Raw genomic sequence first — 26,627 nt, forward strand, 5'->3', positions numbered from 1 at the left:
CAGTTGGCTGGCTGCCTCACCAATCACCCGATTGTGTGTGATCGGGCTGTCGGAAGCCTGATTTTTCGAAGCGTTTACGGCCTCCTCGCCTTGCTTGGCGAGGAGGCTTTCCCATAGACTTGAAGTCGTATATCCGCCCCAAGACCAACCAGGACATTCTCTCCATGAGCAAGTTGAAGTTTGCCGTCATCGTCGGCAGCACGCGTATTGGCCGTTTTGCCGAACATCCGGCCAAGTGGATCGCCGGGCTCGTCGGCCAGCGCTCCGATCTCGAAGTCGAGGTTCTCGATCTTCTCGACTATCCCATGCATTTCTTCGGCGAAGAGCGCGCAACGACAGCGGAAAGCGAAGCCGCCGAGCGCTGGAAGAAGAAGCTGCGCGAATTCGACGGCTTCATTTTCACCGTCGCCGAGTACAATCATGCGCCGACGGCGGTTCTGAAAAATGCCATCGATCTCGGCGAATTCATCCAGAAGCCGGTCGGCTTCGTCGGCTATGGCGGCGTTGGCGGGGCGCGCGCCGTCGAGCAGCTTCGCCTGATTTTCGTCGAAATGAGTGCAGCTTCGGTCAAAACGGGCGTTCATATTGCCTTCAGCGAATATCTTGCCGTTCTCAAGGAGGGCAAGCAGCTTGGGGACTATGCGCATCTCAACGAAGCCGCCAAGAACATGCTCGACCAGCTGACCTGGTGGGGCAACGCCTTGAAGGCCGCGCGCGCCGTCGTGACGGCCGCTTGATCGGAATGCCGGCGGTGCCGGGTGACAGCCCGGCACCGTCTTAAATATCGTAGCTATGCGCCGCGTTGATCGTCGAGATGAACCGCTTGGTGCGTTCGCGCTGTGGCGCCGTGAAGATCGCTCTGGCGCTGCCCGTTTCCACCACGCTGCCGGCTTCCAGGAAGACGACGTCATTGGCGATCTTGGAGGCGAGGCGCAGATCATGGGTCGCCATGACCATGGTCGTACCTTCCCGGGCCAGCTGACCCAGCACATCGACCACTTCCGCCGAGAGTTCCGGATCGAGCGCCGAGGTCGGCTCGTCACACAGAAGCACGCGCGGCGACGGCGCGAGCGCCCGGGCGATCGCCACGCGCTGTTGCTGGCCGCCCGATAATGTCGACGGCCAGGCATCGGCCTTGTGCGCCATGCCAACCTTGGTCAGGAGTTCCGTGGCGCGTTCGTGGGCCTTCTCCTTCGGCCATTTCAGCACCGTGACCAGACCTTCCATGACGTTTTCGATCGCGGTTTGATGCGGGAAGAGCTGGAAGTTCTGGAAGACCATGCCGGTCTGGCGGCGGATCCTTTGAATCGCCTGCCAGCCGATGCGTTTGCCGGGCGCGAAGGAAAGCTCTGCCTCGCCGAGGCGGATTGCACCTGATGTCGGGATTTCGAGCAGGTTGATACAGCGCAGCAGCGTGCTTTTGCCGCCGCCTGAGGGCCCGACCAGCGCCGTGACGCTGCCTTCGGGGATGCGAATGCTGATGTCCTTCAGGATGATGGCATCGCCGAAGCGCTTTTCGATGTTGGAAAGCTCGATCATGCGTTTGCCTCCAGCATGCCGCCATAACGCGCGAAGCGGCGTTCCAGCCGCACCTGCAGCTGCGAGAGGATGGAGCTCAGGACCAGATAGATCAGCGCCGCCTCGATATAGAGGATCAGTGGCTCATAGGTGGTGGCGACGATGCGCTGAGCTGCCTGGAAGAGTTCCGGCACGGTGATGGCGGCGGCAAGCGACGTGTCCTTCACCAGCGAGATGAAGGTATTCGACAGCGGTGGCACGGCGACGCGGCCGGCCTGCGGCAGGATGGTGCGGCTCATCGCCTGGCGCCAGCTCATGCCGATCGAATAGGCTGCTTCCCACTGGCCCTTGGGCACGGAGGAGATGACGGCGCGGATGATCTCGGAACTGTAAGCGCCGATATTCAGGGTAAAGCCGATGAGGGCGGCGGGAAAGGCATCGAGCAGAATGCCGATGCTCGGCAGGCCGTAAAAGATCACGAAGAGCTGCACGAGGAGCGGTGTGCCGCGGATGACCCAGACATAGAAACGGGCGACGACCACGACCGGCGCGGGACCGAAGAGGCGGGCGATCGCTGTGACCAGGCCGAGGATCAGACCGAAGGTGAAGGACAGCAACGTGAGGGGGATGGTGAAGACCAGCCCGGCCCAGAGGAGCGAGGGGAGCGATTCCGCCATCAGTTGAAGCCAGTGCTGCAAGGAATTCCCTCTCGTCGGTGGGTGGCGATATCTCGAATACCCCTCCCCAACCCCTCCCTACAAGGGGGAGGGACGTATCAAGTCTCTCGCTCCGCACGAAACAGCAACCGAACCGCTGGCCGAAATGGTTGTTTGAGATGTCGCGGATGGCCGTTGGGCCCCTCCCCCTTGTGGGGAGGGGTTGGGGAGGGAACTTACTTCGAAACGTCCTGGCCGAAATATTTGTCGGCGATCTTCTTGTACGTACCGTCGGCCTTGATGTCGGCAAGCGCCTTGTTGATTTCGGCAAGAAGCTCCGGCTCGTTCTTGCGGATGATGATGCCGGAGTAATCGGCATTTTCCTGCTGGGCGGCAATCTTCACAGGCGCGTCCGGCTTATGCTTCTTGAAATCGAGGAAGGAAAGGCTGTCGTTGATCGTCGCATCGGCGCGCTTCGTCAGCACGAGCTGGATCGACTGGTCGAAACCGTCGGTGCCGACGAGTTCTGCGCCGGCTTCGGTCGCGAGCTTGCCGAAGTTGCTGGTCAGCGACTGGGCGGATTTCTTGCCCTTCAGATCGGCGAAGGTCTTGATGCTGTCATCGCCCTCGCGGACGATCAGTACGGCCTTGGAAGCGATATACGGTTCGGAGAAATCATATTTCTGCTTGCGGGCTTCGGTGATGCCGACCTGGTTGATGACCGTGTCGTAGCGCTTGGCGTCGAGGCCGGCGATCAGGCCGTCCCACTTGCCTTCGACGAATTCGGCCTTGACGCCCAGCTTGGCGGCGATCGCCTCGCCGATCTCGACGTCGAAGCCGACGAGCTTGCCGCTTTCGTCATGATAGGTGAAGGGCGCATAGGTGCCTTCGGTACCGATCTTGAAGACGCCGGCCGATTTGATGGCGGCGAGATTTTCACCGGCATGGGCGGGCAGGAGGGCTGCAGCCTGAATGAGGACAGCGGCGGCGGCGGTTTTCAACCAGTTCATTGTTTTATCCATCCTTGGGAGGTTGTGATCGGATGCGGCATAGTTTGCAGAAAACTAGGGCGCCCGAAGCGTAGAAAACTGCGAATAAATGCAGAAACGGCGAAATATTTTTCTCAGCCGGCCAGCGCCTATCGGGTGCATTGTTTCATTGCTTCAGAAAACGTGTAGCTGTGCATGTTGTCTGCACGGTCATAAACGTTTATGCATGTTTTCACCACTTCAACCAATGACCCGGTAGGAACATGCAGGATTTTCTGTTGCGAGAGCGCCAAGGGGTGATTTCCGAGCGGCTGCGGCTGAACGGCCGCGTGCTGGCGGCGGAGCTTGCGCTCGAATTCGGCGTCTCCGAAGATACGGTGCGGCGTGACCTTCGCGAGATGGCGGCGGCGGGACTCTGCGAGCGGGTCTATGGCGGCGCCTTGCCGGTCTCGCCGGCGCATGGCAGCCTGACGCAGCGCATCGGCATTGCCGCCGACCGGAAGCAGGCACTGGCGCGGGCAGCAGCAAAACAGATCGCCGCCGGCCTGACGGTGTTCTTCGATGCCGGCAGCACCAATCTGGCGATTGCCAATGCCTTGCCGGCCGAACTCGAACTGACGGCTGCGACCAATGCGCCGGCGATTGCCGCGGCGCTGATCGACAAACCCGCCGTCAGTGTCATCCTGATCGGCGGCATGATGGACCGGCAAACCGGCGGCGCGCTCGGCGCCAAGGCCCTGCGGGATATGGAGCAGATTTCGCCCGATCTCTGCATCCTCGGCGCCTGCGGCGTCGATCTTGAGGCCGGCATCACCGCCTTCAGCTTCGAGGATGCGGAGTTCAAACGGTTCGCCACGTCGAGAAGCAGAAAGGTTCTGGCGGCCGTGACCTCGGAGAAGTTCGGCACCGCCGCCCCTCACAGCATCCTTCCGGTTGCGCATTGCGAATGCCTGGTCGTCGAGCACGACGCTGATCCAGCCGTCCTCGCCGGCTACCGCGAGCGCGGCTGCCGGACCGTCATCGCCGAGAAAACGAACTGAAGCCGCCCAAGCGGAGTTTAGAAAACGGGTGCTCCCAAGACCCGATAACGAGGAAAGACTGAAAATGGACAGTCATGTGAATGCGCCGTCGGGGGTCCGCAGGGGCTTCCTTACCAGAAGCAGGGCGGCGGTTTCCCTGCTCTTTCTCATGAACGGCTTTGTCGTCGGCTGCTGGGCACCGAAGATCCCTGATTTCGCCGAGCGTCTCGGGCTCTCCAAGTTCGAGCTCGGGCTGATGATCATCGTCTTCGGCGTCGGCTCGCTGGTCATGATGCCGATCGCCGGCGCCCAGATCGCCAGACATGGCTCGCGTGTCGTTGTCCGGGCGACGGCTGTCTGCGTGTTGCCGTTGCTTCTGGCGCTGACGCTCGCGCCGAACGTCATCACCGGCGCAATCGCGCTCTTTCTGTTCGGCGGCTTCATCGGCGCGATGGATGTGGCGATGAACGCCAACGCAGTCTCGGTCGAACAATCGATGCGCCGCGCCATCATGTCCTCCTGCCACGCCTTCTGGAGCCTCGGCGGCCTGATCGGCTCCGGCCTCGGCGGCATCGTGATCGCCAAGCTCGGCATTCTCGGCCATGCGCAGCTGGCGACCCTGCTGGCGGCGATCTTCCTTGCCCTCGCCTGGCCGATGATCCTTGCGGATCCGCCGCATCCCGACGCCAAGAAGGAAAAAACCAGACTGCCGATGGTGCCGCTGCCATGGCTGCTCGGCTTGATGGCGCTGTTCTCGATGGTGCCGGAAGGTGCGGTCCTCGACTGGGGCGCGCTCTACCTCCGCCAGGAAATGAATGCATCCGTGGCCCTGTCAGGCCTTGGTTTCGCAGCCTTCTCGGCGACCATGGCGATCATGCGCTTTGCCGGCGATCTGGTGCGCGACCGTTTGGGCGGCGTCAAGACGCTGCGGGTCTGCACGCTGTTTGCCATTGCCGGCATGCTGCTTGCGAGTTTCGCGCCGGACGCCGAGATAGCCATTCTGGGCTTTGCCCTGTGCGGCATCGGCATTTCCAACATGGTGCCGATCGCCTTCTCGGCAGCCGGCAACATCCCCGGCCTGAAGCCCGGCATCGGCATTTCGGTCGTCACGACCATGGGCTATTCCGGCATGCTGGTCGCGCCGTCGGTGATCGGCTTCGTCGCCGAGCATGTCGGTTTTGCGGTCGTATTCATGGCACTGCCGGTGCTGCTGCTCGTCGTTCTCCTGTTCTCCAAGCTCGCCCATTATGCCGATGGCGTCTCTGGAGGCGGCCACTGAGCCGCTTCCAAACAAAAGTGATATAGGGGGCGGTTGACAAGCCGCTGGGCTTGATCCACCTGAAAGGCACTGTTTCTAGAGCGCGGGCAGTCTTTCAGATAAAGGCTTCGCGCTTTAGGTCTTTGTTTTACGCATGTCGTCATCGCAGACCGCTGCAGATTGTTGCGCGACATGTATTAGGGGTGCAAAAACTCTTCATGTCTTCAGCCGCCGATTTTGATCCGAAACCGCGCCGCGCTTCCGTTGCCGTCGATGTCGGCGGCGTCATCGTCGGCGGCGGCGCGCCGATCGTCGTGCAATCCATGACGAACACCGATACCGCCGATATCGACGCGACCGTCGCCCAGGTCGCGGCCCTCCACCGCGCAGGCTCGGAGCTGGTGCGCATCACCGTCGACCGCGACGAGAGTGCGGCTGCCGTGCCGAAGATCCGCGAGCGGCTGCTGCGGCTCGGCATGGACGTGCCGCTGATCGGCGACTTCCATTATATCGGCCACAAGCTGCTCGCCGATCATCCCGATTGTGCCGCAGCGCTGGCGAAATACCGCATCAATCCCGGCAATGTTGGCTTCAAGGACAAGAAGGACAAGCAGTTCGCCGAGATCATCGAGATGGCGATCCGCTACGACAAGCCGGTGCGCATCGGCGTCAACTGGGGTTCGCTCGATCAGGACCTGCTGACGGCGCTGATGGATCAAAATGCCGCCGCCGGCTCGCCCCTCTCGGCCAGGCAGGTAACGCGCGAGGCGATCGTCCAGTCGGCGCTGCTTTCGGCAGCGCTTGCCGAGGAAATCGGTCTGCCGCGCAACCGCATCATCCTCTCGGCCAAGGTCAGCCAGGTGCAGGATCTGATCGCCGTCAACTCCATGCTCGCCGAACGCTCGAATCACGCGCTGCATCTCGGTCTGACCGAAGCCGGTATGGGCAGCAAGGGCATCGTTGCTTCGTCGGCGGCGATGGGCTTCGTGCTGCAGCATGGCATCGGCGATACCATCCGCGTCTCCCTGACGCCCGAGCCGAACGGCGACCGTACGCGCGAAGTCCAGGTGGCGCAGGAAATCCTCCAGGTCATGGGCTTCCGTCAGTTCGTGCCCGTTGTTGCCGCCTGTCCCGGCTGCGGCCGCACGACGTCGACGGTGTTCCAGGAACTGGCCCAGAACATCCAGAACGATATCCGCAAGAACATGCCGGTCTGGCGCGAGAAATATCCGGGGGTCGAGGCGCTGAATGTCGCCGTCATGGGCTGTATCGTCAACGGACCGGGTGAAAGCAAGCATGCCGATATCGGCATTTCGCTTCCCGGCACCGGCGAGACGCCCGCAGCACCGGTTTTCATCGACGGCAAGAAGGCGCTGACGCTGCGCGGCCCCAACATCGCCGCTGATTTCGAAGCGCTTGTCGTCGATTATATCGAGAAGCGCTTCGGCCAGCGGACCGCGGCGGAATGAAGACCGGCGGGGTTAGATGAGCCGGTACTGGTCGCCCATCGTCAGCAAGCTTCGGCCCTATGTCGCGGGGGAACAGCCCCGTATTCCCGGCCTGATCAAGCTCAACACCAATGAGAATCCCTACGGGCCGTCTCCCAGGGCGCTCGAAGCGATCGGGCAAGCGGCGGACGATCGTCTGCGGCTCTATCCCGATCCGACTGCCACGGAATTACGTGAGACGATCGCCGGCCGTTTCGATCTGGCGGCAGATGAAGTGTTCGTCGGCAACGGCTCCGACGAGGTGCTCGCTCATTCGTTTCAGGCGCTGCTGAAACACGAGCTGCCGCTTCTCTATCCGGACGTCAGCTATCCTTTCTATCCAGCCTATAGCCTGCTATACGACGTCGAGACGGTCGAAGTGCCTGTCGATGACAGGTTCCGGATCCTGTTGGCGGATTACGACAGGCCGTGCGGCGCGATCCTCATTCCCAATCCGAATGCGCCGACCGGCATCGGCCTGCCGCTTGCCGAGATAGAGACGCTTGTCGCCACGCATCCGGATGCAGTCGTGGCGATAGACGAGGCCTATGTCGATTTCGGGGCTGAAAGCGCTGTCCCGCTCATTTCCAAATATCCCAATCTGCTGGTCATCCAGACCTTGTCGAAATCCCGCTCGCTTGCAGGTCTGCGCGTCGGGTTTGCGCTAGGGCAGCGGCATCTGATCGAGGCGCTGGTGCGCGTCAAGGACAGCTTCAACTCCTATCCGCTCGATCGTCTGGCGCAGGCCGCCGCCACGGCCGCGATCAAGGATGAGGCGTGGTTCGAGACATGCCGGCGGAAAATCATCGCCAGCCGGGAAAAACTCGTCCGGGAGCTCGAAGCGCTGGATTTCGAGGTGCTGCCGTCTCAGGCGAATTTCATTTTCGCAAGGCATGAAAGCCGGCCGGGCGCCGCACTTCAAGCCGCGCTGCGGGAGCGCGGCGTGCTCGTCCGGCATTTCGCCAAGCCGCGTATTTCGGAATTCCTGCGCATCAGCATCGGCACAGACGAGGAATGCGCCCGTCTGCTATCCGCTCTCAAAGAAATATTGGCAGCCTGATTTAGACTAACTCTTCCGGTCGGCGATGAAATGCGCCGCGGCAATCAGGGTCGATGCACGCGTGCCGTAGGGAGCCAGCAGCGCCTCGGCGTCGGCGACATGCCGGCGGAGCTCGGTCTCGCGGCCCATTCCATCCCGTGCAACGCTACGAGCGTTCCCTTGCCGCGGGCCGCATCCTTGCCGGTCGCCTTGCCCATGGTTGCGGCATCCGAGGTCAGGTCGAGAATGTCGTCGGCGAGTTGGAAGGCAAGGCCGATCTTTTCGCCGAAGGCGCGCAGACGCTGGCGATCGTCCTGCGGGCTTCCCGCGATGATGGCGCCGGCCTCGCAGGCAAAGCGGATCAGCGCGCCCGTTTTCATCGCCTGTAGGCGGATGATGCCGTCCTCGTCTGGCGCCTGTTTTTCCGCCGCGAGATCGAGCGCCTGGCCGCCGGCCATGCCGCCGAGACCGGCGCCGCGCGCAAGAGCCAACACCAGCGATGCCTTGCTGATATCGGGAAGCGCAGTTTCCGGTGCTGCGACAATGTCGAAGGCGTAGGTCAGCAGGCTGTCGCCGGCGAGAATCGCGGTGGCTTCATCGAACTTGACGTGCACCGTCGGTTTGCCGCGGCGCATGTCATCATCGTCCATGGCCGGCAGATCGTCATGCACGAGGGAGTAACAATGCACGCATTCGAGCGCGGCGCCGATACGAAGGGCGGCCTGCGCATCGCCGCCGAGAAGCGCGGCGCTTTCTACCACCAGGAATGGGCGCAGCCGCTTGCCGCCGTTCAGGACGGCATAGTGCATGGCGCCGCGCAGGGTCTCGGGCCTGGCGATTTCATCGGAAAGGGCATTCGGCAACAGCAATGCGTCGAGCAGCGCCTCGATCTCGCGGGCGTTGTTCTTCAGCCTCGTCTCGAAAGTGTCCCGGTTCGCGTCCATCGGCGCTGTTTGGCATGGGGCAAGGGGGCTTGCAACGGAATTGTCGATGGCTGGCGCAAGATTTCCCATGTGCTCTGGCATAAGCGCCTCACAGGCGTTATGAGAACGACAGGGAGCGAAGTGGACTGGGGGCATTTTGGATATAGCGCCGGAGACAGAGGATATCGCCGACATGCCGGCCCGTCGGCGTTGGTTCGAAAATCGGCCTATGCTGAAGCGCATCGTTCTTGCCGTGCTGGCGCTGGTCATCCTTCCCTACGTGCTGATCTTTTTCTATCTGCTGCCTTTCATCCATCCGGTCTCGACGCTGATGCTGCGCGACCTCGTGCTGTTGCGCGGTTATGACCGCAGATGGGTATCGCTGGATCAGATCTCTCCGGTGCTGGTGCAGTCGGTGATGATGTCCGAGGACGGGCAATATTGTTTTCATGGCGGCGTCGACTGGGCCGAGATGCGCATGCTGGTCGAGGATACGCTGAAAGGTCAGGCAACGCGCGGCGGCAGCACCATCCCGATGCAGACGGCCAAGAACCTCTTTCTCTGGAACAGCCGCTCCTTCGTGCGCAAAGCGATGGAGCTTCCGCTCGCCGTCTCCACGGATTTCGTCCTGTCGAAACGGCGGCTGATGGAAATCTACCTCAATATCGCCGAATGGGGTCCCGGTATCTACGGCGTCGAGGCGGCAGCCCAGCATCATTTCAAGGTACCGGCCTCGAAGCTGACGCGGCGGCAGGCATCGCTGCTGGCCGTCTCGCTCCCGAACCCGATCGACCGCAATGCCGGCAAGCCGGGACGCGGCCTTCGCCGGCTGGCCGGCGTCATCGAGAGGCGGGCGCAGGGTTCGGGCGAATACATCAAGTGCATCTATGAGTGAGATCAGAACTTGTCGTTAGAAGGACCAAGCGTCATCTGACATTCTTGGTTCTGCCATATGGGCGGTGCAGTGAAACCGGAACCCCTCGAGTCGCCCATGACCACCACGACCTTTTCGCCAGAGCTTCTCGCCTACTCGAAGACCCACAATCCGATCCCGCCCGCCCATCTCGGCAGCCGCTACCGCAAGGTCGGCGGTTTTCTGCCGGAAGCCGGCAATACCATCGTCTGCCATGTCGAGAAGGGTTCGCAGACGCAGACGGCGCTGATCGAGGCGCGTGAGACATATCTGGCGATGCCTGAGGCCGCGCAGTTCCTCTTCACGCCGATCTCCAGCCTTCACATGACGCTTTTCGAAGGGCTCATCGAGACCCGGCGCCAGCAGGATTGCTGGCCAGGCGATCTCCCTCTCGAGACGCCGATCGACGACATGACCGCGCTGATGGCAGCCCGGCTTGCAGGTTTCTCGATGGCCGAGCCCTTCAAGGTGGCCGTCGTCGAAGCTCGCCCGTCGGGCCTGCTCGTCGACGGGGCAACCGAGAAGGACCGCAGGGTCATGCGCGCCTGGCGCAATGCCTTTGCCGAGTTTCTCGGCTATCGCCAGCCGAACCATGAGGACTATAAGTTCCACGTGACCTTAGCCTATCCGATCGAACGGCTGGAGGACGAGGCCTTGCCGCGCTGGCAGGCGATGCTCGACGATGTAGCCGACGAGATCCGCCGCAAGACGCCCGTTTTCGAGCTGACGCCACCGGCCTTCTGCGTCTTCGAGGACATGAACCATTTCCACGAATTGCTGATCTTCGATTTCGACGCCTGAACGGGAGAAACTCATGGACAGACCGACGCTCTACATCGCCAACAAGAACTATTCCTCCTGGTCGTTTCGGCCATGGATCGCGCTGACGGGCGGCGGCATCGATTTTGAGGAGGTGCTGATCCCCTTCGACTACCCTGGCGGCAATCCCGACATCAAGGCCATCTCGCCAAGCGGCAATGTGCCGGTCCTGCAGCACGGCGCATTGAAGATCTGGGAATCGCTGGCGATCATCGAATATGCCGCCGAGCTTTATCCCGAAGCCGGCCTTTTGCCGAGGGATCGCGCTGCGCGGGCGCTCGCCCGTTCGGTTTCCATGGAAATGCTGTCGGGTTTCCGGGCCCTGCGCGGCGCCTGTCCGATGAACATCCGCCGGCCGAGGGCCAGGATCGTCTTGCCGGACGGTGTCGATGCCGATGTCCGCCGCATCGAGACGATCTGGCGCGACCTCCTGGAGAAATCCGGCGGACCGTTTCTCTTCGGCGCCTTCGGGGCCGCGGATGCGATGTTTGCGCCTGTCGTCAATCGGTTCGACATTTATGATCTTGTCCATCAGGACGACACGCTCGCCTATATGAGGACCATGAAGGCGCATCCGGCCTGGCGGAAATGGGAAGACGCGGCCCGTGCCGAGCGTTGGATCGTGGCGGAAGACGAAGTCTGAGCGAGGAATCATCGTCTCGCAAAAAAAATTCACGGGGACTGGTCAAGACCGCCCCTTGCATGTATAAGCGCGCAAAATTTCCGAAATCGCGACATGTCCGTTTCGGCCGCCAGTCTGGCCGTGGGAATGTTTTGCCCGCAAGTGGAGTAAGAGAAATGGCTGTACCGAAGAGAAAAACGAGCCCGTCCAAGCGCGGCATGCGCCGTTCAGCTGATGCGCTGAAGGCTCCGACCTATGTCGAAGACAAGAATTCCGGCGAACTGCGCCGCCCGCATCACATCGACCTGAAGACCGGCATGTATCGTGGCCGCCAGGTTCTGACGCCGAAGGAAAGCGCATAATTTTTCGATCCGGCTCGTCCGATCGAAGGTTTTCAAGGCCGGCGTCACGCCGGCCTTTTTGCATTTCTCGGTGGCGCGGTGATCTGTAAATATAATATTTGCAGCGGCTTGAAGTGAGACGGCGGTTTACGGCAGTATTCTCTTAGCCCAGGAGATTTGCCGATGATAGCCGCAATGCCGCTGATGATTATCCCGTTTATTCTTTACAATCTGGCGATGCTCGGCCTTATGGGCGATGGCGGCATTGCAGTGCTGCAGCATGATGTCATCGTGCTGTCGATGCTCTCAGGCGCGATCTGGAGCATGGCGCTCGGCGATCTCTTTATCGTCGTAGCGCTTGTCGTGTTGTTCTTCGAAATCCTGAAAGCGACCAGAACCGGTCCCGGCAACCTTTTGAACCACATCTTGTCGATGCTGGTGTTCATCGGCTTCCTGGTCGAGTTTCTGCTCGTCCAGGACGCTGCGACGCAGGTGTTTTTCATTCTGATGACGATCGCTCTGATCGATGTGATCGGCGGTTTTGCCGTTTCGATCCGAAGCGCCGGGCGGGATGTCTCGATCGGCTTATAGGTTGTCGAGCTTGTTCTGAAGGGCGCGGAGCTGTTCCTTCAGCTCGTCGATGTCCTTGGCCTCGGCCTTGCGGCTTTCCTTGGCCGCGGGCGGGGTCATGAAGGGCGAGAACATCTGCATGGCCTGCTGAAACAGCTCGGTGTTGCGGCGGACCTGGTCCTCGACCATCTGCATCGGCAATTGCAGGTTCTTGCCGAGCGGCGTCTCGCCGAAGGCGCGGTTCACCTGCTCGCGCATCTGCGCCTGCTGCTCGGTGAAGGCGCGCATCGAATGTTCGAGAAAGCTCGGCACGACCATCTGCATCTGGTCGCCATAATAGGTGATGAGTTGGCGCAGGAAAGAGATCGGAAGCAGCGTGTTGCCGGTCTTCGATTCCTGTTCGAAGATGATCTGGGTTAGCACCGAATGGGTGATGTCATCACCGCTTTTTGCATCCTGAACGATAAAATCTTCGCCCTTTTTCACCATCTCCGCCAGATCTTCCAGCGTCACATAGGTGCTGGTGCCTGTATTGTACAGGCGGCGATTGGCGTATTTCTTGATGACAATCTGACCCTCATTCTTCGCCATATCAGTCTCCTGAACCCCCGTCTGATTTATGGATGTTCCTCCACTTCAGACTGTAGACGCAAAAGAAGGTCGGTGACAATCTCTTTGTGCGATGCGGCAAACCTTTAACAGATCATGCGAATTGGCTTTGCGGGCCGCCGCCGAAAAATGCCGGCGGCCGGTCTTCGCGTTTGACTTGTGCTCAAAGCTTTGCCAGTTTCCCCTTATGTAAGTGGGACGAAAAACGAGGAGCCTCCCCATGAGCAATTCATCCGTCGTCATCGCCAGCGCAGGTCGAACAGCAGTCGGTTCGTTCAACGGCGCTTTCGCAACGGTCCCCGCCCATGAACTCGGCGCGGCGGTCATTAAGGGCGCGCTCGCGCGCGCCGGCGTCGAGGCCGGCGAAGTGGATGAGGTGATCCTCGGCCAGGTGCTGGCCGCAGGCGAAGGCCAGAACCCGGCCCGCCAGGCGGCAATCAAGGCCGGCATTCCGAAGGAAGCGACCGCCTGGGGCGTCAACCAGCTCTGCGGCTCAGGCCTGCGCGCCGTCGCGCTCGGCATGCAGCAGATTGCCACCGGCGATGCCAAGATCATCGTTGCCGGCGGTCAGGAATCCATGTCGATGGCGCCGCATGCCGTGCACTTGCGCGGCGGCGTCAAGATGGGCGACGCGAAGATGGTCGACACGATGATCAAGGACGGCCTGACCGATGCCTTCCATGGTTATCACATGGGCATCACCGCCGAGAATATTGCGCGTCAATGGCAGCTTTCGCGCGACGAACAGGATCAGTTCGCCGTCGCTTCGCAGAACAAGGCCGAAGCCGCCCAGAAAGCCGGCCGCTTTGCCGATGAGATCATCCCCTATGTCATCCAGACGCGTAAGGGCGACGTTACGGTCGATGCCGACGAGTATATCCGCCATGGCGCCACGCTGGAGGCGATGGCCAAGCTGCGCCCGGCCTTCGACAAGGACGGCTCGGTGACGGCTGCAAATGCGTCCGGCCTGAATGACGGCGCCGCAGCAGCAGTGCTGATGAGCGAAGCGGAAGCGGTCCGCCGCGGCATCCAGCCGCTCGCCCGCATCGTTTCCTGGGCAACGGCGGGCGTCGATCCTTCAATCATGGGCACCGGCCCGATCCCGGCGTCCCGCAAGGCGCTCGAAAAGGCCGGCTGGTCGGTCGGCGATCTCGATCTCGTCGAAGCCAACGAGGCTTTTGCCGCGCAAGCCTGCGCCGTCACCAAGGATCTCGGTTGGGATCCTGCCATCGTCAATGTCAATGGCGGGGCAATTGCCATCGGCCATCCGATCGGCGCTTCCGGCGCGCGTGTTCTCAACACTTTGCTGTTTGAGATGAAGCGCCGTGGCGCGAAGAAAGGCCTGGCCACGCTTTGCATCGGCGGCGGCATGGGTGTCGCCATGTGCTTCGAAGCACTCTAATAGCATACGATACGATCCGTCATTGATTGAAATCCCGCCACGCGCGGGCGAAAACACAAGGGGAGCGGAACATGAGCAGAGTGGCTCTGGTCACCGGCGGTACACGCGGCATCGGCGCAGCAATATCCACGGCACTGAAAAAGGCCGGATACAAGGTCGCGGCGACTTATGCCGGCAATGACGAGAAGGCCAAGGCCTTCCACGACGTCACCGGCGTTGCCGTATTCAAGTGGGATGTTTCGGATTACGCTGCCTGCGGGGAAGGGATCGCCAGGGTTGAAAGCGAGATCGGACCGGTCGAGATTCTCGTCAACAATGCCGGCATCACCCGCGATGCCATGTTCCACAAGATGACGCCGCAGCAGTGGCACGAGGTGATCAACACCAATCTCACCGGCCTGTTCAACATGACGCATCAGGTCTGGACCGGCATGCGCGACCGCAGCTTCGGACGCATCGTCAACATCTCCTCGATCAACGGCCAGAAGGGCCAGATGGGCCAGGCGAACTATTCGGCCGCCAAGGCTGGCGATCTCGGCTTCACCAAGGCGCTTGCCCAGGAAGGAGCGGCGAAAAATATCACGGTCAACGCCATCTGCCCCGGTTACATCGGAACGGAAATGGTGCTTGCCGTGCCGGAGAAGGTGCTGAACGAGCGCATCATTCCCCAGATTCCCGTCGGCCGTCTCGGCGAGCCGGAAGAGATCGCCCGCTGCGTCACTTTCCTCGTCTCCGACGATGCCGGCTTCATCACCGGTTCGACGCTGACGGCCAATGGCGGGCAGTTCTTCGTTTAGCCGGGTCGACGAGCCAGATCGGCTTGAAGCGACAGCGTCTGCCTGCCGGCTGCGCTGTCGCTTTTGTGTGCGGCTCGGTTGTCCGCTTCGGGACGTCAGGAGCGGTCGCGGGGGTTGCGATGTCCGCGGGCGGCAATCCGGACTGGCACTTTTCGCGCCGCGCGGACTTCGCTGCGAAGGGCTGAGACCGCGCTTGTCACGAAGGCCAAGGCGATGAGAACGGCGACGGCGGAATTCATGAAAATTTGAGCCATGGAAGCGTTCCTTTTCAATGCGTGGGCGGCTTTGCCTGCCCACTGCCCTTGAGAAGGAATATGCGGTTCTCGGGACGACGCCGGTAGACTTGACTTTTGATACCGATCGTCAACGTCGCGTTGACACGGAAAGGCAACAAAGAAAAACGGGCGCCAAAAGCGCCCGTTGGGAGTCCGATATGATTCTGCCGGTCAGTAGCGGCAGCGGGCCTCGTAGCGGCGGCCGTAGCGGTCGCGATAGATGCAGTAGCCGCGGCGTTCGACCGACTGGCCGATGAGCGCGCCGGTCAGACCGCCGGCAACGGCGCCGACTGCGGCACCACCCCAGCTGTTAGTGACAGCACCGCCGATGATCGCACCGGTACCGGCGCCAATCGCAGTGCCCTGCTCGGTCGCCGTGCAGGATGCGAGGGCGCCCACGAGCGCGCCAATGAGAACAATCTTCTTCATCATGTCGTAACTCCCCAGGTTGTCGGGCCTTAGATGCGGCCCATTAGTACAAGGATAATGATAATCACGAGAACTAGCCCCAAACCGCCGGAAGGTCCATAGCCCCAGCCACGGCTATAACCCCAATTCGGCAAGGCTCCGATCAAGAGCAGAATGAGGATAACGAGAAGTATCGTGCCAAACATGGTGTGTTTCCTTCATTTTCATCCGCAATCTGAATGGACAAGAAACACGCATTGGCGATTTTTGTTCCCGGTTAGGCGGGCGAATTGTGATGCGGCACGATTCATGGTTTGTGATCGGTCTCGCTCGGCAAAATGCTGCTATGGTTAAAAAATCGCTCAAATACAATATGTTGCGGCGAACATATCGGGAAGATCATCATGTCGCCGATTCGTCGGTGATTCGTTCCGTTTTTGATCAATCCGCTCGTGCAAAGTGATTCCCGGCTTAAGGTTGGGTGATTTCGTCGTCAAAGGTTAATTCCTGCTTGAGACGTCTGACGCGAGGTTCTGTCACCTGCCTGCATCTAGCGACGGAGGCTGGCGGTGGCACCAGATCTTGCCGTGAACGAAAGGTGAAAACGGCTCAGTCGGCGATTCGTCTCCGATTCGTTCCGGATTTGGTCGACCGGTTAATTTGCGGTGGAATTTCCGCTTGGCAAAAGTGCATGGCCGACCTCGGCAAGGCAATGGAAATGCGAACGGGAGAGAGTCTCGCGATTCAGCATCTAGTGGGAAAAAGTGATTCAAAATCAATAGTTAGCCGTGAACAAAAGCTGAATCAGCGGGAGTCAGCGATTCGTCGCTGATTCGTTCTCAGGCTGTTCCAAATCTGAAATTCAGGCGTCCCGGATGACTCGCAGAGGTCGTAATCCTCGCTGCATTTTAAAATCTGCCCTTGCGTTTGCGGCGGCAGCTGTCCATGTGTTCTGTGCCTCCGTCGAGAGGCGACAGTTTTCCTGGGGCCGCCTGCCTCATTTGCATGGACCATGACTCTGACTTCGCAGCCGATGATTCTGAGCGGGCGCGGTGTGACCGCGATGCTCGGACCAACCAATACCGGCAAGACCCATTATGCCATCGAGCGCATGGTCGCACACGGGACCGGCGTGATCGGCCTGCCGCTGCGGCTGCTGGCGCGCGAGGTCTATACGCGGGTGGTGGAGAAGGTCGGTGTGCAGAACGTGGCGCTGGTCACCGGTGAGGAAAAGATTTCGCCGGCCAATGCACGTTTTTCGGTCTGTACCGTTGAAGCGATGCCGCGCGAGACGAAGGCCGCCTTCGTGGCGATCGACGAGGTGCAGCTCGCCGGCGATCTCGAGCGCGGCCATATCTTCACCGACCGCATCCTGCACCTTCGCGGCCGCGAGGAAACGCTGCTGCTCGGCGCCGCGACGATGCGGCCGATCCTGCAGCTGCTGCTGCCCGGTATCACCATCGTCGAGCGGCCGCGGCTTTCGCATCTTTTCTATGCCGGGCAGAAGAAGATCACCCGGCTGCCGCAGCGCTCTGCCATCGTCGCTTTTTCGGCCGACGAGGTCTATGCCATCGCCGAGCTCATCCGCCGGCAGCGCGGCGGCGCGGCGGTCGTGCTGGGGGCACTCAGCCCGCGCACGCGCAATGCGCAGGTCGCGCTTTATCAGGCGGGCGACGTCGAATATCTGGTGGCGACCGACGCAATCGGCATGGGCCTCAATCTCGATGTCGATCACGTCGCCTTCGCCCAAGACAGAAAATTCGACGGCTACCAGTTCCGCAACCTCAATCCGGGTGAACTCGGCCAGATCGCCGGCCGCGCCGGGCGGCACGTGCGCGACGGGACCTTCGGCGTCACCGGCCAGGTCTCGCCCTTCGACGAGGAGCTGGTCCAGCGCATCGAAGGCCATGAATTCGACAATGTCAAAGTCTTGCAGTGGCGCACGACTGAGATGGACTTCTCCTCGATCCAGTCGCTGCGCGCCAGTCTCGAGGCGGGGCCGCGCGTCGCCGGACTGACGCGGGCGCTGCCCGCCGTCGACCAGCAGGCGCTGGAGCAGCTTTCGCGCTATCCCGAGGTCATCGATCTCGCCGATCGGCCGGCCCGCGTCGAAAAACTCTGGGAGGCTTGCGCACTTCCCGACTACAGGCGTATCACTCCGGCACAACATGCCGATCTGATCGCGACCCTCTTTTCCGATCTCGTCCGCTATGGCACGGTGAACGAGCAATTCCTGGCGGAGCAGGTTCATCGCTCCGATCGGACAGATGGGGAAATTGACACGCTTTCGGCGCGAATCGCGCAGATAAGGACCTGGACCTATGTTTCGAATCGGCCCGGCTGGCTGACCAATCCGACACATTGGCAGGAAAAGACGCGGGAAATCGAAGATCGATTGTCCGATGCGTTACATGAAAGGTTGACGAAACGCTTTGTTGATCGCAGGACATCTGTGCTCATGAAGCGCCTGAGAGAGAATGCGATGCTGGAAGCTGAAATCAGTGTGAATGGCGATGTCTTCGTTGAAGGACATCATGTAGGGCAGTTGAGCGGGTTCCGTTTCACGCCGGTGGCGGGAGCGGACGGACCGGATGCCAAGGCGGTTCAGGCTGCGTCGCAAAAAGCGCTCGCGCTCGAATTCGAAGCCAGAGCGGCGCGGATGCATGCCGCCGGCAATAGCGATCTGGCGATCGGCTCGGACGGGTTGATCCGCTGGCTCGGCGATCCCGTGGCGCGGCTTTCGGGCAGCGATCATGTCATGCGTCCACGGGTGATTCTGCTCGCCGACGAGCAGTTGACCGGCAATGCCCGCGATCACGTCGCCGCCCGCATCGAGCGCTTCGTCAACCATCATATCAGCACGGTGCTGAAGCCGCTCGACGATCTGTCGCGCGCCGAAGACCTGCAGGGTCTCGCCAAGGGGCTTGCCTTCCAGCTCGTCGAGAATCTCGGCGTGCTCTTCCGACGTGACGTGACCGAGGAGGTGAAGTCGCTGGATCAGGAGGCCCGCGCCTCCATGCGCCGCTACGGCGTGCGTTTCGGCGCCTATCATATTTTCGTCCCGGCCCTTCTGAAGCCGGCGCCGGCCGAACTGATCACGCTGCTCTGGGCGTTGAAGAACGACGGTTTGGACAAGCCGGGTTACGGTGACCTCATTCCCGTGTTGGCCGCCGGCCGCACCTCCGTCGTGACCGATCCAAGCTTCGAGCGGATGTTCTACAAGCTCGCCGGTTTTCGTTTCCTCGGCAAACGCGCCGTGCGCATCGACATTCTCGAGCGGCTTGCCGATATCATCCGTCCGCTGCTGCAATGGAAACCCGGCCAGAACAATCGTCCGGAAGGCGCCTATGACGGCCGCCGCTTCACGACGACGACGGCGATGCTGTCAATCCTCGGCGCGACGCTCGAGGACATGGAAGAAATCCTCAAGGGTCTCGGCTATCGCGCCGATGCCGTGAAGGCGGAAGAGGCGTCGGCTCATCTTGCCGCGCAGGACGCCGCTCCGGCGCCCGCAGCCTCCGCAGAGGCATCTCAGGAAGAAACGGTGGAAAAGGCCGATCACGACGACGCCGACGCGGCGGCGGAGGAGGCTGTTTCCGAGCCATCCTCAGCCGAGGCGACCGCGGCCGACGCGCCTGCGGCAGAAGCGGTTCAAGGCAATCCTGCGACCGAAGCCTCGGCAGAGGTTTCAGCTGCCAGGGAAACAGCCGCTGCTTCCGAAGAAGCCGGCGAACCGGCGGAACCGAAGCCGGTTCTGCTGTGGCGCCTCGGCGGCCGCAACGATAATCATCGCCAGGCGCGTGGCGGCCATGGCGAACGCCGCGGCGGCCAGGGCCATGATCGAGGCCAGAACCAGGACCGCGGCGAGCGCAATCGCCGTTCGGGCGGCGGCGAAGGCGGCGAGGGCAATCGCGGCGGCGACGGACGCGACAACAACCGCAACAACCGCGGCAAGGACGGCGGTCGCGATGGCCGGCCGCAGCAGGCAAGGGGCGGTGAGCGCAAGGACCAACCGCGCGGCGACCGGCAGGACCGTGGCGAGCGCAAGGATCGCGGTGAGCGCAATGACCGCAACGATCGCAACAACAACCGCGGCGCACAGCCGCTGCGCTTCGAGGCCAAGCCGCCACGCAAGGAGAAGCCGATCGATCCGGATTCGCCCTTCGCCAAGCTCGCCGCTCTCAAGGAACAGATGAAGAAGTAGTCATGGGCGGGGAGACACAGCCAGGAAGCGGTTCGCGCCAGCGCATCGACAAGTGGCTGTTCTTCACGCGCATGGTAAAGTCGCGTTCGCTGGCGCAGAGCCATGTCCAGTCAGGGCACGTGCGCATCAACGGCGAGCGCTGCAGCCAACCGAGCCAGATGGTCAAGCCGGGCGACCGCATCGAGTTGACGCTGGAACGGCGTGACATCGTTCTCATCGTCCGTCTCGCCGGCGAGCGGCGGGGTCCTTATGAGGAGGCCCGCCTGCTCTATGATGACCAATCCCCGCCGCCGGATGAGGCAAAACGCCTCACCCCGTACGAGCAGGCGATCCGCGCGACCGGGACCGGCCGTCCGACAAAAAAGGAAAGACGCGCGATCGACAGGCTGATGTCGGACGAGGATTAGAAAACTCTGTCAGCAGCGGCGGCTTTTGCAGATCGTTTATCCTTGAAATCCGGCGATAAAGCCGATAGGTCACTGACAACCTGCCGGAAGCGTGCTTGCCTCCCAAGCCTGTCCACGCTTCGTCCGGCACGGGGATAGGCGCGACGTTCCAGGTTGCCCGGTCCCATCCGCATGGAAAATCCTGGAGTTCTTCATGACCTATGTCGTGACCGACAATTGCATCAAGTGCAAATACACCGATTGCGTGGAAGTCTGCCCCGTCGACTGCTTCTATGAAGGCGAGAATTTCCTCGTCATCCATCCCGACGAATGCATCGATTGCGGCGTCTGCGAGCCCGAATGTCCCGCCGAGGCGATCAAGCCGGATACCGAGCCGGGTCTCGACAAATGGCTGAAGATCAATACCGAATATGCCAGCATCTGGCCGAATATCACGGTCAAGAAGGATCCGCTGCCGGAGGCCAAGGAGATGGACGGCCAGACCGGTAAATTCGAGAAATATTTCTCCGAAAAACCCGGTTCCGGCGATTGATACGGCTGCCAGATTTGGCCGCCGGATTCGGGCGTTTCCACGATGAAACGTTTTAAATCCTGCGTCTCTGATATGGGTGATGTGTGTTGCCCGCATGACTCAGGCGAAGCAAATTATTGATTTCCTCATATTTTTATGATAGGTTTCGCCTACTGTTCCATTTGTGGCATGACGCATGCCCAAAACCATCACGAAAGCAAAACAAATCCGTACGCGGTTTCCGTGACATATCAACGCTTTGAGCGCCGGGTCCCCCAGATCGCGCGCAAGAAGTCCTTGCTTTTGACTGATGGGACCAGAGTGAAGTCACCCGACGGATGCTACCGTCTCAACCGGGCCTGACTGACCCGGCTCCGGCCGCCGCCGGATGCGTAACAGGGAGTTTTTGAATAGAATGACGACTCAGCAGAAAAAACCTTCTACAGCACGTCACGGCTTCAAGACCGGTGAATCGATCGTCTACCCCGCTCACGGCGTCGGTACCATCACCGCTATTGAAGAGCAAGAAGTTGCCGGCATGAAGCTCGAACTTTTCGTTATCGATTTCGAGAAGGACAAGATGCGTCTGAAGGTTCCGGTCGCGAAGGCGATGAGCATCGGCATGCGCAAGCTTTCGGAAACGGATTTCGTCGATCGTGCATTGAAGGTTGTGCAGGGCAAGGCGCGCGTCAAGCGCACCATGTGGTCCCGCCGCGCCCAGGAATATGATGCCAAGATCAATTCCGGCGATCTCATTTCCATCGCTGAAGTCGTGCGTGATCTTTATCGTGCGGAGAACCAGCCCGAGCAGTCCTATTCCGAGCGCCAGCTCTACGAGGCCGCGCTCGACCGCATGGCGCGCGAAATCGCCGCTGTCAACAAGATGTCGGAAACCGAGGCTGTCCGCCTCGTCGAGACCAACCTCAACAAGGGCCCGAAGCGCGGCAAGGCCATCGAGGAAGACGATTCGCAGGACGAAGCCGCATAAAGGCGGTTAGTTTTTCCTGTGAAAAAACCCGGCCTTCGTGCCGGGTTTTTTATTGGAACTTTTTCCCGACTGCCGCGTTTATCACACGTAATTGCGGACTGCTCGTCGAGCCGCTGGCTCGTCGGGCTCACCGCTATTCCGTCAATGTTCGGTGAGGAGCGGATCATGCCTTTTCAATATTGCCCGTTCGGCAACATGAAGAAACAGGTCCAACCCGGCCGTCTTAGCGGCTCATGATGAAAATTAGGGCCTCCCCCTGAAAAGTCCAGGGGTGAGGCCTTCATGCATTCGGAACCCCATTCAATCCGGACAGCGATGTTCCGGAAGGTGAGTTTTATTGTTCATTTTGAGGGCGAAGGCCTGTTTAGGGAGATCGAAATGAAGAACATGTCTGCAGATCGGCGCATGATCAAAATCGCGATGGCCGCCCCCTATCTCGCCCGCCAGGAAGAGCACGATCTCGCCACTCGCTGGAAGGATCACGACGATCGCGGTGCGCGCAACCAGATCGCCATGGCGCATATGCGCTTGGTGATCTCCATGGCCGGTAAGTTCCGCAATTTCGGCCTGCCGATGAGCGACCTCGTGCAGGAGGGTTATGTCGGCCTGCTGGAGGCGGCCGCGCGTTTCGAACCGGAACGCGACGTGCGCTTTTCGACCTATGCCAGCTGGTGGATCCGGGCGTCGATCCAGGACTATATCCTGCGCAACTGGTCGATCGTGCGCGGCGGCACGAGTTCGGCGCAGAAGGCGCTGTTCTTCAATCTGCGCCGACTGCGCGCCAAGCTCGCCAAGGGCGACACGCAACTGACGCTGCAATCCATTCATCAGGAAATCGCCGCCGCCCTTGGCGTCAGCCTTGCCGACGTTCAGACCATGGATGCCAGGCTTTCCGGCAACGATGCTTCGCTGCAGGCGCCTTCCGTCTCCGGCGACGCCGAGAGCGCGGAGAAGATGGATTTTCTCGTCAGCGACGATCCTCTCCCCGACGAGCAGGTTTCCAACATGATCGACGGCGAGCGCCGCCGCATCTGGCTCGCCTCGGCGCTGAAACATCTCAATGAACGTGAAATGAAAATCATCAGCGCCCGCCGCCTCGCCGAAGACGGCGCCACGCTCGAAGAACTCGGCGCCGATCTCGGCATTTCCAAGGAGCGCGTGCGCCAGATCGAAAGCCGGGCGATGGAAAAACTTCGCACGGCGCTGGTCAGCGCCGACCCGCATATGGCGGCCTACGCTTGAAACTTTCCCCTCCAGCAGCACTGACTGGCCCGGCGTGAGCCGGGCTTTTTTTACTCGGCAATGATCTTGACGCGATCGCCGGGCGAAACGGCCGCGCCCATCGGCAGGGCATTGATGAGCTTGAAGAGATCGAGCTTGCGGTCGGTGCCCATCATGCGGGCGGCAAGCGTCGAGATGTTCTCGCCCGGCCGCACCGTGACAACGCGGATGCGCAACGGCTTCAGCGAGGCGGCTTCCGCCGGGGTCATGCGCCGGAAACTCGCGCGCAGAACATCGGCCGTCGGCTCAAGGGCGTCGCTGCCCTTCGGCACCGCGGTCAAGAAACGGAAGATCTGCGCATTGTTGCGGATCACGGTGACATCGAAATCCCAGCGGTCGGCGCTTGCGCGCGCGGTAGCAGCTTCCATGCCATTGACGGTAATCTGCTGGATGGTCGACGGATCGAGACCGGTCACCCAGCCGCTGGAGATATAATTGGTGAGGCTCTGGTTCTGGTTGTCGGCGACGCCATCGAAGCGCACGGCGATGTCGTTCGGGCCGGTGGCCATCACCGCCTCGACCTTGTTGTCGATATGGAAGTCCGGCGGCACGTCGAAGCGGATGCCGAGACCGCCATGCAGGAAGGTCTGGCCGCGCACAAAGCCTTCCTCCGGGCTGTCGCCGTAGAGCAGACCGTCTATGCCGTCGAGATAATAATCGCGGCCCTTGTCGCCGACCGAACCTTCCTGGCCGAAGGCCCGCGCATGGGTGCGGGCGAGATCGATGCGCTGGGCGGAATTCGGGTGGCTCGAAAGGAAGTCGAGGCTCTGGTCGGCTTCCGGATCGACCGACATGAAGCGGCTGTACGCCGCCATGGAATCGAGGAAGCGGGCGGCGGCATAGGGATCGTAACCTGCTTCGCCGAGCATGCGCACGCCGATGACATCAGCCTGCAGCTCCTGCTGGCGGGAGAAGGCTGCGAGCCGCAGCTTGCCGCGGGCCAGAGCCTGTTTGCCGGCGATATCGCTGGAGAGCACTTCGGCGACGACGCGGCTGGCGATGACCTCCGCCTCTTCGCGCTTCTGCCGCTCGATGCCGTGGTTCGCCGTCACGTGGCCCATTTCGTGCGATAGCACGGCGGCGACCTCCGAGGCGTCGTTGGCAAGGGCGAGCAGGCCGCGGGTGACGTAGAGGTAACCGCCCGGCAGTGCAAAGGCGTTGATGGCCGGCGAATTCAGGATGGTGATGCGGTAGGACTGGCTCGGATTTTCCGACACTGCCGTCAGCGCGCCGGCGATGCGAGCGACGAGACGCTCGGTCTTGGCATCTTTGTATTCACCGCCGTAGCTTGCCACGATGCGTGGATGTTCGCGGGCGCCCATCGCCGCACGCGGGTCGTTCTTCTGCACCTCGTCGACGATCTGCGGATTGGAAGACGGCGAGATGCTCGGCTGATAGGATTGTTCGATCAGCGATTGACATCCGTTCAGCGCCATTGCGATGGCTGAAAGCAGCATGAGGCGACGCGCGAAACGGCGCGGCGCGGAGATGGCATCACTGGAAAGCGCGGGCGATTTCCACGTCGTCAAGCTGTCCAGTCTGGTTCTCCGCATCATGTCGCTGCTTTGCCGGTTTGCCGCAGATCGGGACCGGCCTTGGCAAGGGGAACTTAACAGGTGCGCACCCCTGATCTCGCGCTGCACACTAGGCCGATACAAGTCGTTGCTGTAGCTGATTTCCGCATCGGTTGCATAGCGAGACTCTGTTTAAATGTGGCGCCGTTGCATTTTGGCAATGCCTCAGTCGTTGAGGCCTCCCTTCGCTCGGATGAAATTATGGCGAAAGTTCCGTCACGCGGCGCAGATTTGCCGGCGGCGCGGAAAAAGAACGGAGTGATTGAGGCAATCCCTGCAGAAGCAGCAACAACAGGCGAAAATCGCAACTGTTGATCGTGGTTCTGTGCATGGAGCGCCTGATGCGACGCATTCCAATTTTACGATCAGGTTATTCCGCCGCTTCCGCCGCGGCTTGCAGTTGCTTCGCCTCGCCGGCGCGCGGCAGTTGTACCGGCTTCAGCATCACGGCGGCGGCAAGGCCGATCAGGGCAATGGCGCAGGAGGTCATGAACAGCGACGCGAAGGCGGCGGCGTAGATATCCGCGACGGCCTGGCGGCTGGCTTCGGGAAGGGCGGCCATCATCTTCGGCGTCAGCTGTTCGATGTCGGCAACACCGGCAATGGGAACGCCGGACTTGCCGAGACCGGAAGCGATGATGGCGCCGTAAATGGAGATGGCGATCGAGGCGCCGCCCATGCGCGAGAGCGTCACCGAACCGGTCGCGGCGCCGACGTCGCGGGCCGGTGCGGCATTCTGCACGCCGATAACGGGAACCTGCTGGGCAAGGCCGATGCCGATTCCGTGCAGCAGCATGATCGCGCCGATGAAGGCAATCGGCGTTCCGGCCTGGACCTGCGACATCAGCGCGAAGGCGACGGCGCTGCAGGTGAGGCTTGCGATGGCGAAGGGTTTGTAGCGTCCCGTCCTGGAGATGATGCGGCCTGCCGACAGCGATCCGCAGACGAGACCGCCTGTGAGGAGGATGAAGAAAAGGCCGGCGGCGGATGGCGAAAGACCCGTCGTCGTCTGCAGGAAGAGGGCGAAGTAATTGACCATGCCGATGGCAATGGCGCCGCCCATGATCGAGATGATCAGGAGAAGGCTGAAGGTCGAATTGCGGAAGAGCTGCAGCGGCACGATCGGCTCGGGTGCGCGGCGTTCGACGAAAACCCAGGCGACGGCGCAAACCACGCCGAAGGCGACGACGCCGATACTCTCAGGCGAAATCAATGCGCCGAACAATTCGCTGCTATCGGTGGCAAGCACGACGCTCGTCGTCGTCAGCGCAAGCAGCAGCGCGCCGGCATAATCGATCTTGGGACGGCGATGCGGTTTGCGGTAGGGCAGCATGAAGGCCAGGCCCGTCAGCGCGATGAAGCCGATCGGCACGTTGACGAGGAAGATCGAGCGCCAGCCGAAGAGGTCGCTCATCGTGCCGCCGAGCACCGGACCGATCGCGCCCGACGCCATCAGCACGAGGCTGGAATAGCTTTGATAGCGCGCCCGCTCGCGCGGCTCGAACAGATCGGCGTTGACGGCAAAGATCGATACCATGATGCCGCCGCCGCCGAGGCCCTGCAGCACGCGGGCAGCAATCAGCGTATCCATCGAGACGGCAAGGCCGCAGACTGCAGAGCCGACGGTGAAGATTGCGATCGCCGTCATCATCACATATTTGCGGCCGAAGAGATCGCCGAGCTTGCCATAGACGGGCATGACGGCGCTGAGCGCCAGAAGATAGGCCGAGCCGATCCAGCCGAACCGTTCGAGATGCCCGAATTCGCCGACAATCGTCGGCAGCGCCGTGGAGACGATCTGATTATCAAGCGTCGCCATGAACATGGCGGTCATCAGAAAGAAGAAGAGGATAAGCCGGCGACGAGGATCCGTCACGAGCGGCGCAGGCGCGAGTTGCATGTCCATGAGGCGTATTTCCGGGTTCGTGCGAATTTTATGTGCCATCAGCATGTAATTGTCAATGGCACATGAATGCCATCGGCATATTCAATTTTCGCGACGGCTCTGTTATGATTC

The 26,627-nt window shown here is 61.2% G+C and carries 26 protein-coding genes and 1 pseudogene; 17 read left to right on the forward strand and 10 right to left on the reverse strand.

Annotated features, from left to right (window positions below; genetic code table 11):
* Positions 1–164: 164 nt before the first annotated feature.
* Positions 165–737: an NADPH-dependent FMN reductase gene (locus EFD56_RS06930; protein ID WP_064819497.1), complete on the forward strand. Its 573-nt coding sequence runs from the start codon at positions 165–167 to the stop codon at positions 735–737.
* A 40-nt stretch (positions 738–777) separates the two neighbouring features.
* Here the strand turns inward: EFD56_RS06930 and EFD56_RS06935 are convergent, their stop codons facing one another.
* From EFD56_RS06935 to EFD56_RS06945, 3 genes are all read right to left on the reverse strand, one after another.
* Positions 778–1,539 carry an amino acid ABC transporter ATP-binding protein gene (locus EFD56_RS06935; RefSeq protein ID WP_085743481.1) on the reverse strand — a complete coding sequence of 254 codons (762 nt, stop codon included), beginning with the start codon at positions 1,537–1,539 and terminating at the stop codon, positions 778–780.
* Entirely contained in the window at positions 1,536–2,216 is a 681-nt protein-coding gene (locus EFD56_RS06940) for an amino acid ABC transporter permease (protein WP_004674295.1), read from the reverse strand. Before EFD56_RS06940 ends, EFD56_RS06935 begins: the two co-directional genes overlap by 4 nt.
* Positions 2,217–2,410: 194 nt before the next feature.
* On the reverse strand, positions 2,411–3,184 hold the full coding sequence (locus tag EFD56_RS06945; protein ID WP_010017259.1) for an amino acid ABC transporter substrate-binding protein: 774 nt from the start codon (positions 3,182–3,184) through the stop codon (positions 2,411–2,413).
* Between the two features lie 242 nt (positions 3,185–3,426).
* Here EFD56_RS06945 and EFD56_RS06950 point away from each other — a divergent pair, with 242 nt between their 5' ends.
* From EFD56_RS06950 to hisC, 4 genes are all read left to right on the forward strand, one after another.
* A complete protein-coding gene (locus tag EFD56_RS06950; RefSeq protein WP_037115523.1) occupies positions 3,427–4,203 on the forward strand; it encodes a DeoR/GlpR family DNA-binding transcription regulator in 777 nt (258 codons plus the stop codon).
* Between the two features lie 64 nt (positions 4,204–4,267).
* Positions 4,268–5,461 carry an MFS transporter gene (locus tag EFD56_RS06955; protein ID WP_037115522.1) on the forward strand — a complete coding sequence of 398 codons (1,194 nt, stop codon included), beginning with the start codon at positions 4,268–4,270 and terminating at the stop codon, positions 5,459–5,461.
* Between the two features lie 197 nt (positions 5,462–5,658).
* The gene (ispG, locus tag EFD56_RS06960; RefSeq protein WP_064819242.1) at positions 5,659–6,909 is read left to right on the forward strand and encodes a flavodoxin-dependent (E)-4-hydroxy-3-methylbut-2-enyl-diphosphate synthase; all 1,251 of its coding nucleotides are present in this window, start codon (positions 5,659–5,661) and stop codon (positions 6,907–6,909) included.
* Between the two features lie 16 nt (positions 6,910–6,925).
* Positions 6,926–7,987, forward strand: coding sequence for a histidinol-phosphate transaminase (gene hisC / locus EFD56_RS06965; protein ID WP_126904994.1), 1,062 nt, complete (start codon positions 6,926–6,928; stop codon positions 7,985–7,987).
* A 6-nt stretch (positions 7,988–7,993) separates the two neighbouring features.
* Here hisC and EFD56_RS06970 read toward each other — a convergent pair.
* Positions 7,994–8,910, reverse strand: a pseudogene (locus EFD56_RS06970) (polyprenyl synthetase family protein).
* 136 nt (positions 8,911–9,046) lie between these two features.
* Between EFD56_RS06970 and mtgA the strand changes: the two are divergent.
* From mtgA to EFD56_RS06995, 5 genes are all read left to right on the forward strand, one after another.
* Positions 9,047–9,784, forward strand: coding sequence for a monofunctional biosynthetic peptidoglycan transglycosylase (gene mtgA / locus EFD56_RS06975; RefSeq protein WP_004674281.1), 738 nt, complete (start codon positions 9,047–9,049; stop codon positions 9,782–9,784).
* A 96-nt stretch (positions 9,785–9,880) separates the two neighbouring features.
* Entirely contained in the window at positions 9,881–10,603 is a 723-nt protein-coding gene (locus EFD56_RS06980; RefSeq protein ID WP_010008345.1) for a DUF1868 domain-containing protein, read from the forward strand.
* Positions 10,604–10,616: 13 nt separating this feature from the next.
* Entirely contained in the window at positions 10,617–11,264 is a 648-nt protein-coding gene (locus EFD56_RS06985) for a glutathione S-transferase family protein (RefSeq protein WP_126904995.1), read from the forward strand.
* 155 nt (positions 11,265–11,419) lie between these two features.
* Positions 11,420–11,605 (forward strand): 50S ribosomal protein L32, encoded by a 186-nt coding sequence (gene rpmF, locus EFD56_RS06990; RefSeq protein WP_003543812.1) that lies wholly within the window; start codon positions 11,420–11,422, stop codon positions 11,603–11,605.
* A gap of 162 nt (positions 11,606–11,767) precedes the next feature.
* Positions 11,768–12,175: a hypothetical protein gene (locus EFD56_RS06995; protein ID WP_010004193.1), complete on the forward strand. Its 408-nt coding sequence runs from the start codon at positions 11,768–11,770 to the stop codon at positions 12,173–12,175.
* On the opposite strand, the gene phaR is transcribed toward EFD56_RS06995, so the two are convergent.
* Positions 12,170–12,745 (reverse strand): polyhydroxyalkanoate synthesis repressor PhaR, encoded by a 576-nt coding sequence (gene phaR / locus EFD56_RS07000; RefSeq protein WP_004674265.1) that lies wholly within the window; start codon positions 12,743–12,745, stop codon positions 12,170–12,172. The genes EFD56_RS06995 and phaR overlap by 6 nt on opposite strands.
* A gap of 238 nt (positions 12,746–12,983) precedes the next feature.
* Between phaR and EFD56_RS07005 the strand changes: the two genes are divergently transcribed.
* Positions 12,984–14,165 carry an acetyl-CoA C-acetyltransferase gene (locus tag EFD56_RS07005; RefSeq protein WP_126904996.1) on the forward strand — a complete coding sequence of 394 codons (1,182 nt, stop codon included), beginning with the start codon at positions 12,984–12,986 and terminating at the stop codon, positions 14,163–14,165.
* A 71-nt stretch (positions 14,166–14,236) separates the two neighbouring features.
* The gene (gene phbB / locus EFD56_RS07010) at positions 14,237–14,962 is read left to right on the forward strand and encodes a beta-ketoacyl-ACP reductase (protein WP_004674255.1); all 726 of its coding nucleotides are present in this window, start codon (positions 14,237–14,239) and stop codon (positions 14,960–14,962) included.
* A 95-nt stretch (positions 14,963–15,057) separates the two neighbouring features.
* Here phbB and EFD56_RS32560 read toward each other — a convergent pair whose 3' ends face one another.
* From EFD56_RS32560 to EFD56_RS07020, 3 genes are all read right to left on the reverse strand, one after another.
* Positions 15,058–15,216: a hypothetical protein gene (locus tag EFD56_RS32560; protein WP_010009089.1), complete on the reverse strand. Its 159-nt coding sequence runs from the start codon at positions 15,214–15,216 to the stop codon at positions 15,058–15,060.
* 192 nt (positions 15,217–15,408) lie between these two features.
* On the reverse strand, positions 15,409–15,669 hold the full coding sequence (locus tag EFD56_RS07015) for a YMGG-like glycine zipper-containing protein (RefSeq protein ID WP_004674249.1): 261 nt from the start codon (positions 15,667–15,669) through the stop codon (positions 15,409–15,411).
* A 26-nt stretch (positions 15,670–15,695) separates the two neighbouring features.
* Positions 15,696–15,851 carry a DUF3309 family protein gene (locus EFD56_RS07020; RefSeq protein WP_126904997.1) on the reverse strand — a complete coding sequence of 52 codons (156 nt, stop codon included), beginning with the start codon at positions 15,849–15,851 and terminating at the stop codon, positions 15,696–15,698.
* An 806-nt stretch (positions 15,852–16,657) separates the two neighbouring features.
* Here EFD56_RS07020 and EFD56_RS07025 point away from each other — a divergent pair.
* The 5 genes from EFD56_RS07025 (at position 16,658) to EFD56_RS07045 (ending at position 22,997) form a co-directional block, all read left to right on the forward strand.
* Positions 16,658–19,849, forward strand: coding sequence for a helicase-related protein (locus EFD56_RS07025; RefSeq protein WP_085743485.1), 3,192 nt, complete (start codon positions 16,658–16,660; stop codon positions 19,847–19,849).
* A gap of 2 nt (positions 19,850–19,851) precedes the next feature.
* The gene (locus EFD56_RS07030) at positions 19,852–20,256 is read left to right on the forward strand and encodes an RNA-binding S4 domain-containing protein (RefSeq protein ID WP_010002647.1); all 405 of its coding nucleotides are present in this window, start codon (positions 19,852–19,854) and stop codon (positions 20,254–20,256) included.
* A gap of 193 nt (positions 20,257–20,449) precedes the next feature.
* A complete protein-coding gene (fdxA, locus tag EFD56_RS07035) occupies positions 20,450–20,788 on the forward strand; it encodes a ferredoxin FdxA (RefSeq protein WP_011427210.1) in 339 nt (112 codons plus the stop codon).
* A 394-nt stretch (positions 20,789–21,182) separates the two neighbouring features.
* Entirely contained in the window at positions 21,183–21,755 is a 573-nt protein-coding gene (locus EFD56_RS07040) for a CarD family transcriptional regulator (RefSeq protein WP_011427211.1), read from the forward strand.
* Between the two features lie 378 nt (positions 21,756–22,133).
* Positions 22,134–22,997, forward strand: a complete 864-nt coding sequence (locus EFD56_RS07045; RefSeq protein ID WP_012485599.1) for an RNA polymerase factor sigma-32 — start codon at positions 22,134–22,136, stop codon at positions 22,995–22,997.
* Between the two features lie 50 nt (positions 22,998–23,047).
* Here EFD56_RS07045 and EFD56_RS07050 read toward each other — a convergent pair whose 3' ends face one another.
* Positions 23,048–24,592 carry a M48 family metalloprotease gene (locus EFD56_RS07050; protein ID WP_064828711.1) on the reverse strand — a complete coding sequence of 515 codons (1,545 nt, stop codon included), beginning with the start codon at positions 24,590–24,592 and terminating at the stop codon, positions 23,048–23,050.
* A gap of 388 nt (positions 24,593–24,980) precedes the next feature.
* Positions 24,981–26,516, reverse strand: coding sequence for an MDR family MFS transporter (locus EFD56_RS07055; RefSeq protein WP_064828712.1), 1,536 nt, complete (start codon positions 26,514–26,516; stop codon positions 24,981–24,983).
* Between the last annotated feature and the right edge of the window lie 111 nt (positions 26,517–26,627).

This window comes from Rhizobium phaseoli, from assembly GCF_003985125.1.
GTDB lineage: Bacteria > Pseudomonadota > Alphaproteobacteria > Rhizobiales > Rhizobiaceae > Rhizobium > Rhizobium phaseoli.